The organism is Kocuria salsicia (assembly GCF_007681555.1).
GTDB classification, from domain to species: Bacteria; Actinomycetota; Actinomycetes; order Actinomycetales; family Micrococcaceae; genus Kocuria; species Kocuria salsicia.
On the sequence record NZ_VELE01000002.1, the window covers coordinates 95,241 to 107,834 of the forward strand.

Annotated in this window: 12 protein-coding genes and 1 tRNA gene; 2 read left to right on the top strand and 11 right to left on the bottom strand. The window is 71.0% G+C overall.

All coding sequences use genetic code 11. The features are described from left to right. Positions 1 to 95: 95 nt before the first annotated feature. The gene (locus FS770_RS05275; RefSeq protein WP_145010465.1) at positions 96 to 1,391 is read left to right on the top strand and encodes a sensor histidine kinase; all 1,296 of its coding nucleotides are present in this window, start codon (positions 96 to 98) and stop codon (positions 1,389 to 1,391) included. Next, positions 1,388 to 2,011, top strand: a complete 624-nt coding sequence (locus tag FS770_RS05280) for a response regulator (RefSeq protein WP_145010468.1) — start codon at positions 1,388 to 1,390, stop codon at positions 2,009 to 2,011. The genes FS770_RS05275 and FS770_RS05280 overlap by 4 nt, the downstream gene beginning before the upstream one ends. Here the strand turns inward: FS770_RS05280 and FS770_RS13680 are convergent. From FS770_RS13680 to FS770_RS05325, 11 genes are all read right to left on the bottom strand, one after another. Beyond that, positions 2,004 to 2,180 carry a hypothetical protein gene (locus FS770_RS13680; protein WP_186366702.1) on the bottom strand — a complete coding sequence of 59 codons (177 nt, stop codon included), beginning with the start codon at positions 2,178 to 2,180 and terminating at the stop codon, positions 2,004 to 2,006. The two genes, FS770_RS05280 and FS770_RS13680, sit on opposite strands and share 8 nt — an antisense overlap. Positions 2,181 to 2,431: 251 nt before the next feature. Further along, entirely contained in the window at positions 2,432 to 3,334 is a 903-nt protein-coding gene (locus tag FS770_RS05285; protein ID WP_145010471.1) for an alpha/beta fold hydrolase, read from the bottom strand. A 76-nt stretch (positions 3,335 to 3,410) separates the two neighbouring features. Further along, positions 3,411 to 3,779, bottom strand: coding sequence for a DUF998 domain-containing protein (locus tag FS770_RS05290; protein ID WP_222126490.1), 369 nt, complete (start codon positions 3,777 to 3,779; stop codon positions 3,411 to 3,413). Between the two features lie 190 nt (positions 3,780 to 3,969). Then, positions 3,970 to 5,406, bottom strand: a complete 1,437-nt coding sequence (locus FS770_RS05295; RefSeq protein ID WP_186366703.1) for a sodium:solute symporter family protein — start codon at positions 5,404 to 5,406, stop codon at positions 3,970 to 3,972. Further along, positions 5,403 to 5,714, bottom strand: a complete 312-nt coding sequence (locus tag FS770_RS05300; RefSeq protein WP_145010474.1) for a hypothetical protein — start codon at positions 5,712 to 5,714, stop codon at positions 5,403 to 5,405. Before FS770_RS05300 ends, FS770_RS05295 begins: the two co-directional genes overlap by 4 nt. A 36-nt stretch (positions 5,715 to 5,750) precedes the next feature. Continuing rightward, complete coding sequence (locus FS770_RS13685) at positions 5,751 to 5,897, bottom strand: hypothetical protein (RefSeq protein WP_186366704.1); 147 nt, start codon at positions 5,895 to 5,897, stop codon at positions 5,751 to 5,753. Continuing rightward, positions 5,890 to 7,167, bottom strand: coding sequence for a M20 family metallopeptidase (locus tag FS770_RS05305; protein WP_145010477.1), 1,278 nt, complete (start codon positions 7,165 to 7,167; stop codon positions 5,890 to 5,892). Before FS770_RS05305 ends, FS770_RS13685 begins: the two co-directional genes overlap by 8 nt. Positions 7,168 to 7,324: 157 nt before the next feature. Then, on the bottom strand, positions 7,325 to 8,545 hold the full coding sequence (locus tag FS770_RS05310; RefSeq protein WP_145010480.1) for an AI-2E family transporter: 1,221 nt from the start codon (positions 8,543 to 8,545) through the stop codon (positions 7,325 to 7,327). Between the two features lie 235 nt (positions 8,546 to 8,780). Further along, positions 8,781 to 8,856: transfer RNA gene (locus FS770_RS05315), tRNA-Asn, on the bottom strand. Between the two features lie 120 nt (positions 8,857 to 8,976). Beyond that, positions 8,977 to 10,935: a DNA primase gene (dnaG, locus tag FS770_RS05320; RefSeq protein ID WP_145010483.1), complete on the bottom strand. Its 1,959-nt coding sequence runs from the start codon at positions 10,933 to 10,935 to the stop codon at positions 8,977 to 8,979. Positions 10,936 to 11,140: 205 nt separating this feature from the next. Beyond that, positions 11,141 to 12,544, bottom strand: coding sequence for an MFS transporter (locus FS770_RS05325; RefSeq protein WP_222126491.1), 1,404 nt, complete (start codon positions 12,542 to 12,544; stop codon positions 11,141 to 11,143). Positions 12,545 to 12,594: the final 50 nt, after the last annotated feature.

Below are 12,594 nucleotides of genomic sequence, written 5' to 3' on the forward strand. Positions count from 1 at the left end.
TCCACCGGGTGGCCCGTGCGTACCATGACCACGGACCTCGGCTGCCCGTCCGGCACCCGTCGCCGTCCGCAGAGCACCGTCGAGGGAGGCACACCGTGCGCCACGAGCTGTCCACCCCCGTGCTGCTGCGCACCATGCGGGTCACGCTGCACGTGAGCTTCGCCGGGCTGCTCGCGCTCGCGCTCGTGCGCGCGCTGCTGAGCTGGCCACGGGGCCACACGGCCCCGCTGGTGACGCTGCTGTGCGGTGCGCTGGTGCTCGCCGCGTTCTACCTGGCGGGAACCATTGCGGAGAACCGCGTGGCGCGCGGCCGCGCGGGCCGCGCCACCATGCGCCTGGCACCGGCGTGGCTGTTCGTCGTCACCCTGCTGTGGGCGCTGCTCGCGCTGCAGAGCGCGGACTTCTCCTGGGTGGTCTTCCCCCTCTTCTTCCTCTACCCGGTGCTGCTGAGCCCCCCGGTGGCCCTGGTGTGCGTGGCGCTGCTCGTGGGTGTGGTGGGGGTTTCGCAGTACCTCCACACGCCCAGCGGGTCCTTCACCGCACCCATGGTGATCGGCCCGGCGATCGGTGCCGTGGTCGCGCTGCTCGTGAGCTACGGCTACCGCGCCCTCTACCGGGACGCCCAGCGCCACGTGCGGGTCATCCGTCAGCTCGAGTCCACACGCGAGGAGCTCGCACGCCAGGAGCGCGCGGCAGGCACCATGGCCGAGCGGGAGCGACTGTCCCGGGAGATCCACGACACGCTCGCCCAGGGGCTCACGTCCATCGTGCTGGTCTCCCGTGCGGGCCAGCAGTCCCTCGCGGACGGCCAGCAGGATGTCGCTGCCGCTCGCCTGGCCACCATCGAGGGAACCGCGGCCGCGAACCTCGCCGAGGCCCGCCGGTTCGTGCGGGACCTCGCCTCCCCCGCCCTGGACGAGTCCCTGCCCGGTGCGCTCTCGGAGGTCTGCCACCGCACCGAGGAGGGCGCGCGTGCCGCGGGCACCGGGCTCACGTGCGAGTTCTCGGTGCAGGGCGAGCTCCCCGAGCTCACGGGTCCCCAGCGGACCCTGTTCATCCGTGCGGCACAGTCCACCCTGGCGAACGTGACCTCCCACGCGCACGCCTCCCGCGCGGTGGTCACGCTCGCGGGGTGGGAGGACGCCGTGACCCTGGACGTCGTGGACGACGGCGTGGGCTTCGACCCCCGCGCAGCGGCTCGCCGGGGGCGCGACGACTCCTACGGCCTCTCCCACCTCCGACGCCGCACGGAGGAGCTGGGCGCCGAGCTGACGGTGGAGTCCGAACCGCACGGCGGCACCGTGGTGAACGTGCGGCTGCCGCTCGCGGACGCGGCGTCGTCGTTGCCCGCACCGCCCCACCACACCCCCGGAGACAGGAGTCCCTCATGACCACCCAGGTGCTGCTGGTGGACGACCACCCCGTGGTGCGCGCCGGGTTGCGCGCCGTGCTCGAGTCCCTCGGGGACATCACCGTGTGTGCGGAGGCGCAGGACGGGCGCGGCGCGCTGGACGTGCTCGCGCGCCCGGCGCACGGGGTGGACGTGGTGGTCATGGACCTGCAGATGGGGCAGGGCATGGGCGGGCTGGAGGCTACCCGGCGGATCGTCGCGTCCGGTGGACCGCCCGTGCTGATCCTGACCACGTACGACACCCAGGCGGACGTCGTCGCTGCCCTCGAGGCCGGCGCCACCGGCTACCTGCTCAAGGACGCCCAGCCCGCGACCATCGGGCAGGCGGTGCACGATGCCGCGGCGGGGCGTCCGGTGCTTTCGCCGTCAGTGACCGCCCACCTGGTGAGCCGCGTGCGCGCGCCGGGGGCCACCCTGAGCGCGCGCGAGATCGACATCCTCCGCGGGCTCGCCACGGGCGCGTCCAACCGGGCGCTGGCGAAGTCCCTTTTCATCTCCGAGGCCACTGTGAAGACGCACCTGGTGCACATCTACGACAAGCTCGGCGTGGACAACCGCACCGCAGCGGTCAGCCGCGCCCGGGAGGAGCACGTCATCTGAGACCCTGACCGGGCACCGAGCCGCCCCAGTGAACGCAGTACCAGGGCAGCCGCTGGGCCTGCCCCCGGGAGACCAGGCGGTGCGGCGTGTAGTCGGTGACGGGCCGCACGTGTTCGAACACTGAGCGGACCACCCCGGCGTAGCGGTGGCCGGTGTCGGGGTAGACCATGAGAACGCAACGATCTCCGCTGGACCGCTGCTGGACGGCCCCACAGGTCCCCCACCGCCAGCCCATGAGCACTGAGCTCGCGCCGCCGTGCCGTGACCGCCCAGGACGTTCGATGACGCCGTGAACGGCACGAGCCCCAGGGCTGCGGCCCCCAGCAGGGGCCAAATCCGCACGACGATCCCGCCGTCGCTCAGGCCCCGCTGGTGAGAGCTGCCCAGACGTACCGAGCGGTGTCCGCGGATGGCCGGGGGTCAGCGAGCGGCCTCGGCGATCAGCTCGACGGTGCGACGGGGCTGGTCAAGCATCACGAAGTGGCCGCTGCGGGACACCACCACGCGGCGCACGGAGGTCTCCTGCGCAAGCCGGGCGGCCTGGGCCAGGACGTGGCGAGCCCACCGGCTGAGCCCCGGGCGGGGTACGCGGCCGTTGGCGGCCACGACCGTGAGGGGCACCCCGGATTCCAGGGGCATGCGACCGCGCAGTTCGTGGAGCCGGTTCATGCAGGCCACGTAGCCCGCGAGGTCGCGCAGCGAGGCCAGCAGGATGTTCGAGGAGGAGCCCTCGGCGCGCAGTCCGCCCATCGCCCGCGCCACGCCCCGCCGTCCTGGGACTAGCGCCACCGAGACGGCGGGCCCCACCAGTTGCCAGAGCACCCGCACGGACGTGGATCGAACCGCGGGGTGGGTGCCGTGACGGAAGCGGCCAGCGGCGCGGGCCCCGTCGTGCGCCCAGTCCGCGCCCTCGGCCTCGGGGACAGAGCCGTCCAGGAACACCAGGGACCCCAGCCTGCCGGGATGGAGGCGGGCCGCCGCCTCCACGACCGCCGCGCCGAAGGAGTGGCCCACTGCCGTCACCGGGCCAGTGGCTCCCAGCGCGGTGAGGACCGCGAGCAGTCGGGCCGCCTCGGTATCGAGGGTCGGGAGTGTCTCGGAGACCTGCTGGCCCGGCGCGTATCCGGGGCGGTCCAGCACGATCACACGGTGCTCCCCTCGCAGCAGCTCGACCACGGGGGCCCAGTCCCACAGCACGGAGGCCACGCCCGAGCAGCACGCAACAACGGGTCCGGAGCCGATGTCCAGCACGCGGGTCGGCTCGCCCATGACGACGAGCTCCCGCAGGTGCTCCCGCCACAGCGCTCCCGTGGGGGTGCCCATGCCGGGGTCGTTTCGAGCGACGTCCGCACCCGGTCGACCACGGGAAGACCGGACACGGCAACGAGCCACACGACGATCAGCCACCATCGACGCCCGCTGCGTGATCCCCTCGATGGGGATCCTGGTGATCAGCACGTCGATCCCGGACAGCGAAGCGCCCACGACGCCGCGGGGTCGGGGCGGCCTTCGGTGCACCGAGCCCGTCTGGCAGCCCGCGCCGTGGTGTGCGGGGCCGAGAGTGGGACAGAACGGCCATCATGATCAGCAGCATCCCGAAGATCCCGTCCGTGGTGCGCGGCATCGTGCCCGCGGGGTGGTCCGCCACGACGTACTCCGAGGCGTAGGACGTCCACGGATGCAGCTGCGGGTTCAGCAGCGGGGCTGCGAGCCACGTCAAGTACAGCAGCGCCAGCACCAGACTGAGGCGACGGGACGCGAGGGTCATGGAGCCGAATCACCCACCTGTCGTCGTGGAACTGCACGAGCGCAGCACCGCTCACTTTAGTAGGGCACTGCGCGGGCTCGAGTGCTCGGGGGCGTGGCAGGCCTCGCAGCGGTGGTGGAGGAGAGCGCCCCTCCGCCCAGTGCGGTTGCACCGTTCGGAGGGGCGGCTCGCAGGCCGCCGCTTCCAGAACTCAGGCGCGCAGCAGCTCCCGCTCCTCCTCGGAGCGCACCGGGGCCCGCTGCCCGGTGCGCACGCGGCGGAACGCCTCGCACAGGGCGACCACAGCGATGTTGGCGGCCAGCCCGATGATGCCCTCGCTGATGGCCCACGGAAGGTGCCACCAGAACGTGTAGCCGATCACCAGCGCGAGTCCCGTCAGCGCACCGGCCAGGATGGACGACGCCGCGATCCGGCGCCGCAGCAGCAGGGCCGCCGCGATGGCCGGGGCCAGCTGGTCCATGCCGGAGGACGTGAGCAGGAGCAGGTTGGCCAGCAGGTCCTGCATGGCCACGGCCAGTCCGAGAGCCGCGGCGGTGGCGACCACCACCGTGACCTGCGTCGTGGCGAACTGCGCCTTCTCCGTGCGAGCGCGGATCAGGTTGCGGGACACCAGGGTGCCGGTGGCGATCAGCAGGGACGCGGAGGGCACCATGGCGGTGGCGATGCCAGCCACCGCCAGCACACCCATCAGCCACCCCGGGAACACCCCGGAGGCCAGCGTCAGCAGGGAGCTGTCCGGGTCCGCGCCGGTGCCCAGGACCACCAGAGCCACGTAGCCCACCACCAGGGGCATCACGATCAGCGTGTTGTAGAACGGCAGGAACAGGTAGTTGCGACGCAGCACGGTGGAGCTGCGGGCGGAGAGCACAGGCGGCCAGTCGTTGGGCATGGTGATGAAGGCGCACCCGATGGCGCTGATGGCCATGTTGGACACGTACCACGGAATGCCGTATTCCCCCGTGCCGTGCACCGAGAGCATCTGCGGCATCTGCTCCTGCACAGTGTGGAACACGTTCGTGAAACCGCCCGTGTAGTGGATCGGCACGGATACGCGCACCACGAACAGCATGAGGATCATCAGCACGTCCTTGAAGTACGCGGTGGTGGCCACCCCGCGCAGCCCGGACCACAGGACGAAGGCGATCACCATGGACCAGTTGCCCAGGGAGCCGTTGCCGGTCACGAGCTCCACGATCAGTCCCAGCCCGGTGATCTGCAGCTGCAGGTACGGCAGCAGGAACACCACGCCGGCCACGGCCACCAGGATGCCCAGGAACCGGGAGTTGTAGACGTCCTGGAGGAAGTCCGCCTGGGTGAGGTGCCCGCGGGCTCGGGCCAGGCGCCAGATCTTGGGGCCGATGAAGTACATGGCGATGTAGCCCAGGGGCACGTAAGGCATGGAGTAGAAGGACGCCGCTCCGCCGGAGACCACCAGGCCCGCGGTGCCCAGGAACGTGAAGGTGGTGAAGACCTCCCCGGCCTGGAGCAGCCACGTGGTGGTGGTGCCGAAGTTGTGCCCGCCCACGGTCCACTCGGCGAGGTCCCGGTCCGGGCTGCGCCGGCCCATGAAGCCCAGCGCCGCGATGAGGAGGATGCCTCCCAGAGTGACGACGACAATGGTGCTCACGGGGTCTCTTCGGGGCCGCTGGGTGCGGGGTGCGTGCCGGTCGCGGCCAGCGGGCCCCTGGTGCCGGAGTCGGCGCGGGCGGCCGCGCGGCGCTCGTCCCCCACCCGGGAGGCCAGCAGGTCCAGGACCTCCTCGCGGTCCTGGTCCGTGCGCGTGAACTCCACGATGCACAGGAACAGGCAGATCAGCAGGCTGCACGGGATGCAGGTCCACCACATGATCACGGGGATGCCCAGGATCAGGTGGGGTCCGTTCAGCGGGGACAGCCACTGCAGGACGAAGGCGGCCAGGAACGGGAACAGGCACACCGCCCACCACAGCGCCCTGCGCCCGGCGGGGATGCTCTAGCGGCGCGGCACGATGGTCTGCGCCGCTGTGGGCGTGGACTCCCGCGCCCGGTCAGCGAGGCTCCGGTTGCTCTCCGGGGCCGCACCGCCGGGCGACGACGCCGCGGGGCCCGGGGTGCTGCCGTGGGTGTGGGGATCAGTCACGGGACGCCAGCTCCTCCGCGGTACGGGCCAGGCGTTCGCGCTGGGCGGGGTCCGCGGCCATGTCCGCGGCGGTCCAGGCCAGGCTCAGACCGCCCTCCCACATCGCGGTATCTGCCGCGGGCAGCGCGCAGTAGCGCTCGAACTCGGGTTCGTGGCACGTGGCACCCCCGGCCTCCACCAGGATGGTGGGGTGGATCGCGGGGATCCGCAGCGAGACGTTGGCCATGTCCGTGGAGCCGGCCAGGCGGCGTCGTCGGCTCATGGGCGCATCCGTGAACGCCCGGCCGAGGGACTCGGCGTTGGCCCGGTACGCGGCGACCATGGGGTCGTCGTTGCGGAACTCGGAGAACGCGGGCCAGTCGTCGTGGACCTCCAGCGTGCAGCCGGTGGCCAGGGCACCGGCCTCGAAGCAGCGCAGCAGGCGTTCCTTGGCGCCGCCGGGGCCCTCGAGCTGGGCGAGGGTGTCCGCGCGGGCGTCGTAGGCCAGGCGGGCGCGGTGCGGGACCACGTTGGGGGCGTCCCCGGCGCTGCGCACGATGCCGTGCACCAGCTCGCCGGGCTGCAGGTGCTGGCGCAGCAGCCCGATGGCCACCTGCGCCACGGTGGCGGCGTCCCCCGCGTTGACGCCCTGGTGCGGCGCCTCGGCGGAGTGGGCGGGCTTGCCCGTGTACTCGATCTCCAGGTCCACGACGGCGCGCGTGACGTGGACCGCGTTCTCCTCCTCGCCGGGGTGCAGCATCATGGCCGCGTGGACGCCGTCGAAGACACCCTCGTTCAGCATGAGGATCTTGCCGCCGCCGTACTCCTCGGCGGGGGTGCCGAAGACCTTCACGGTGAGGTCCAGCTCGTCCGCGACCGGGGCCAGGCTGATCCCCGCCAGCACGCCTGAGGCGGCAATGATGTTGTGTCCGCACGCGTGCCCCACGCCGGGCAGCGCGTCCATCTCCGCGCAGATGCCGACGACGAACGGTCCCGTCCCGTAGGACGCCACGAACGCTGTGTCCAGGTTCGCCACCCCGGTCTCCACACTGAAACCGTGCCGTTCCAGGACCGTGGTGAGCTTCGCGGCAGTGCGAGTCTCTTCGAAGGCGATCTCCGGGTCCGCGTGCACCGCGTGGCTCAGGTCCACGACGTCGTCGCGCACCTGCTCCGCGGCCTCACGGATGCGCTGCTTGACGCGCCTCAGCCGCTCGGCGCCCTGCCCGCCGGGCGTGCTGCTGACCTGCGGGGGAACGATACCCACTCCCTCGGCCGGGGTCTGTTCCGTCACGGTGATCCTCCTCCACTACCTGTGATGCGGGTCTCAACACTAGGGGGTGGGGAAATTCCGGGCATCTTCACAGGCGAGCGGTTCACCAGGTGAGATGAGTGGGGTGATCGCGCGCCCCGGCGCGCGGCCATGCGGTGGGAGGGACGACGGTGCTGGGTCAGGCCCGCACGGCCGGTGCCGCCTCGTCATCCTCTGCGGGCAACTTGCCCGGGGCGCCGTCGCGCATGTCCCGGAAGGTCTTGAAGCTGGCCCAGACCACCGCTGTGAGGGGAACCGCCAGCAGCGCGCCGGCCACCCCGCCCTCGTGTGCGCCGATGGCCAGGGCCGCGATGATCACGATGCCGTGCAGGCCCAGTGCGGTGCCCATGACCTTGGGCTGGAGGATGTGGTGCTCGACCTGGTTCACGAGGATCACCACGACGACCAGCACGATCGAGGCGACCGGCCCGGCCGCCACCAGCGCCACCAGTGCGGCCGCCAGCCCGGTGACCAGGGCTCCGACGATGGGGATGAAGGCGCCCAGGAAGATCAGGGCAGCCAGGGGGAAGGCCAGCGGCACCCGCATGACGAGCATCGTGATCAGGTCGCACACAGCTGCGAAAGCCGCGATGACCACGGTGCCCCGGATGTACCTGCCCAGCACGTGCACGGAGGCGCGCCCGGCCTGGTTGGCCCGCTCCCTCAGCCGCTCCGGCAGGAACCCCACCAGGAAACCGGCCATGCGTTCTCCGTCCAGCAGGAAGAAGAACAGCATCACAATCATCAGCAGCGCACCGGTGAGGATCTCCGTGACCACGGAGACACCGGACAGTGCGCTGGACTCTGCACCACTGTTCTTGAGGAACTCGGTGGCCTGGGTGAAGTACTCGTTCAGGTGGGTGTTGTCCAGCGGGATGCCCCAGCCGGTGAGGATCTCCACCAGCTTGTTCACGCCCTCCTGGGTCTTCTGCGCGAGGTCGGACCACTCGTTGCGCACCGTCAGCGCGATGCCGAACAGCACGGCGCCCAGTCCCACCAGGATGCCCAGCAGACCGGTGATCGCCGACCAGATGCGGTTGAAACCGGCCCGCCTACGGAGGAACCGCATGATCGGGTGCATGGCCGACGCGATGATGACGGCCAGGAGCAGCGGCAGCACCACGATCTTCAGCGTTGCGGCCAGCCACACGACCAGCCCGATCGCCACTGCCAGGATCAGCGTCTGCAGCGCCCGGATGGCGGACCGGCCGTAGGGGTCGTGCCACATCTGCCGCGGCGTGGGAGCGGGGGCCGGTGCCTGCGGCGCTGGGGACTGTGGTTCCGGGCTCTGCTGCACGGCGGTGGCGCCGCATCCGGAGGCGGCGGCCTGTGGTGAAGAGGTTGACTCGAAGTCGGTCATCGCGGAAGTCCTTGGGCCAGGAGATCAGGGGTGGTGTGACGGCGCAGGATCCGTTGCATATGACCGGAACCTCCCGCGGTCGCGCACTCACACCCTAGACGCGGGAGGGCGGACGCACACCACCGCTCCGTCACAGGGCCACGAGGCCACAGGGGATCTGGCACGGCCGAACCGGTCCGGGCGGAAGAGGGCACGAAAAAGGCCCCCTCCCCTTCCGGGGAGGAGGCCTCCGTGGTGGCTCCCCCGACTGGACTCGAACCAGTAACCCTTCGATTAACAGTCGAATGCTCTGCCAATTGAGCTACGGGGGAACGTGCACGTTTCCGCGCAACGAGACGATACTCTACCTCCCGTGGCGGGCATCCTCAACTTGCCTGAGCGCCCGGGCCTCAGGGCAGCGCCCCTCCCCGCCGCTGCCGAGATGCCGAGGCTCACACCCCCATAAGACTGCGGCGCTGCAGCTCCAGTTCCAGCAGCTCGCGGTTGAGCTGCTGGTAGAGGTCCGGCTCGCGCTGGGCGTTGAGCCGGTTGAGGTGCGCGAGCTTGTCCGACTTCTCCCGGTTGATGTGCATCTCCACGAGCGAGGTGAGCACCCCCACGGCGTAGTTACGCATCTGCTGCTCCGTGGCCGCCGGCAACGGTGTGACCGACAGCTGTGCCAGGTAGCCGTGCAGCTGATCGGGCAGGTGGCTGCGGACGGCTTCCAGCCAGACCCTTCCGCCCTGGACCTGCTCGCCGATCTCCGAGCGGGCAGTGACAAGGGCGTCGTGCATGACCTGGTGCACGCGGTACGTCATGCCCGCGGACTCGAAGTGCCCCCAGTAGGTCGTGGGCACGAGGTCCGGGACTTGCAGCACCACTTCCAGTGCCTCCCGCTCCATGCGGGACACCGGCTCCCGGGGATCCGGCAGCTCCACGGGCCGCGAACCCTGATCGTCGTCGGACCCGGAACCGGGTGCCACGTCGCCCGGCCGTGCGCGGCCGTCCTGCGGGGAGGCACCGGAGAGGCGGCTGGGTTCCTGGCCGCGCTGCCCGGAGCGGGCGCCGTCGTTGCCGGGACCACTGCGCTGCGCCGACGCCGCGGCCACTGCCCGCATCACCTCGTCCGTCTCGATGCCGAGCCAGCCCGAGAGCTCCCGCGCGTACGCCGGGCGGAGGGAGGGATCGCGGATCTGCGCGACGATGGGTGCGCACGCGCGCATGGCACGCAGTCGCCCCTCGAGGCTGTTGACGTCGTACTCCTTGATGGTGGCCCTCAGCGCAAACTCGAACAGCGGGGTGCGGGTGTCAACGAGGTCGCGGACGGCCACGTCCCCGCGCGCCAGGCGCAGGTCGCACGGGTCCATGCCGTTCGGCTCCACAGCCACGTAGGTCTGGGCCACGAACCGCTGGTCCTCCTGGAACGCGCGCAGCGCGGCCTTCTGCCCGGCGGCGTCGCCGTCGAACGTGAAGACCACCTCGCCACCCGCGGAGTCGTCCGAGAGGAAGCGGCGCACGATCTTGATGTGCTCCGCCCCGAACGCCGTCCCGCACGTGGCGACCGCCGTGGTGACCCCGGCCAGGTGGCAGGCCATGACGTCCGTGTAGCCCTCCACCACCACCACCTGCTTGGACTTGGCGATGGGCCGTTTGGCCAGGTCGATGCCGTAGAGCACCTGGGACTTCTTGTAGAGCTGCGTCTCCGGGGTGTTGAGGTACTTGGGCCCCTGGTCGTCCTCGTAGAGCTTGCGCGCGCCGAAGCCGATGACCTCCCCGGCCACCGCGCGGATGGGCCAGATCAGACGGCCGCGGAAACGGTCGTAGAGCCCGCGGTTGCCCTCGGAGAACATGCCGGTGAGCTTGAGCTCCTGGTCCGTGAAGCCGTGGTTGCGCAGGTGCTGCAGCAGGTGGGACCAGCCCTGCGGCGCGTAGCCCACGCCGTACGTGCGGGCGGCCTCCTGGTCGAAGCCCCGCTCCCCCAGGAACTTCTGGGCCGCGGCGGCCTGACGTGTGTAGAGGTTGCGCTGGAAGAACTCGGCGGCCACCTTGTGGGCGTCCAGCAGGCGCTGCCGGCGGCCCACCTCCTCGCGGTTGGGTGCCCCGCCCTGTTCGTAGTGCAGCTCGTAGCCAATGCGCGCGGCCAGCCGCTCCACGGTCTCCGTGAAGGGGGTGTGGTCCATCTCCATGAGGAACGCGATCACGTCCCCGGACTCGTCGCAGCCGAAGCAGTGGTACGTGCCCATCTGCGGGCGGACGTGGAAGGACGGCGAGCGCTCGTCGTGGAACGGGCACAGCCCCTTGTACGATCCGATGCCCGCGGGCTTGAGCGTCACGTACTGCTCGACGACCTCGCGGATGTCCGTGCGCGCCCGTACCTCGTCGATGTCTTCGCGCTTGATCAGTCCGGCCACTGGGCCAGTTTAGGCACCCCGTCAAACCGGCCGAGCACCGCGCCCGCGGCATGTGCAGACCGCCCCGCACGGGGCGTCAGGGCCGCGATCCGAGCGTCGTCTCCGGTGAGGACGACGACGCCCACCCCCTGCCGGTCACCCTTGCGCGCCCCGCCTGCGAAGGCCGGGGCCGTCAGCGGCGGCGAGGCCACCCGCGCGGGCCCTCTCAGGAACCGGATGCCGGCACGTCGTCCGCGCTCGGCGCTCCCCGGTCCGGTGCGCCGCGATCCGGTGTGACCCGGTCCGGCGCCCCCACGGTCTTCGACCCGAGCATTGCCACCCCGCCGAGGGCGCCCACCGCCGCGAAGGCGAAGAACCCCCACGGGTAGGCCAGCCCGGCGCCCAGCAGCCAGCCTCCGAGGATGGGTCCGCTGATGGCTCCCAGCCGCCCCACCCCGGCAGACATCCCGAGCGCCGTCGCCCGGACCTGCGGCGGGTGGTTGGCCGCGGTGAACGCGTAGACGAGGACCTGCGAGGAGAACACGAAGCAGCCGGTGAGGAAGACCATCACGTAGATCCCGGCCAGCGGCAGCCTGATGACCAGCGCGGCGAGCAGCACGGCGGAGGCTGCGAACCACAGGATGCTCGCCACGCGCGGCGTGATCCGGTCCGCCACGCGGCCGCCGATCCACAGCCCCACCACGGCACCCACGTTGAGGATCACCAGGAAACCGAGGGAGTTGCCGAGGTCGTAGTCCGCCGCTCGCATGATCTGCGGCAGCCACGTGTTCAACCCGTACACCAGCAGCAGGCCCATGAAGGATGCGATCCAGATGACCACCGAGTTGCGGGCGTAGGTGCCGGAGAGCAGCAGTGCGGCGCCCTTCTTCTCGGCCTGCTGTGCCTGCACGGAGGACGACACCGGGGGGTCGCTGTGGACGGCCCCCGCACCGTGGGCGGTGGGCAGCTCCAGGTGGATGCCGTAGTGGTCTGCGACCCGGCGGGCGTCCTGGTAACGGCCCTGTGAGGCGAGGTACGACGGCGACTCGGGCAGGAAGACGAGCATGAGCGGCACGAGGACCAGCGCTGGCAGCGCGCCGACGACGAACATGGCGTGCCACGAGAGGTGCCCCAGCACCCAGATGGCGAGCGCCGCCGTGAGCACGGCACCCACGTGGTAGCCGGTCATCATCACGGTCGTGGCGTTGGATCCACGACCGGGACGGGAGAACTCCGTGACCATGGAGATGCCCGTGGGCAGGCAGCCCCCGAGGCCGAGGCCGGCCAGGAAACGCAGTACGCCGAAGGCGAGGATCGTGGGCGCGAAGGCCGCGGCAAAGGTGAGCACCGAGAACACGATCACCGCTCCTATGAGCAGCTTGCGCCGGCCCCAGCGGTCCGTGAGGTACCCCATGCCGAGCGCACCCAGCATCATTCCGAACAGCCCGGCGGTGGCCACCACGGTGCCCTGACCGGTCGTCATTGACCACTCCGGATCGGCCAGGAGGCTGGGCATCACGGCACCGAGGACCACGGCGTCGAAGCCGTCGAGCAGCACCGCGACCCAGCACAGGGGTGCGACCCAGGCCGGAGATCTCAGGACGACGCCGCGGGAGGCTGTGGGAGGCACGGAACGCACGGGATTCACTTCCGGTGGGGTGAGGGGGCAGTGAGCGAAGA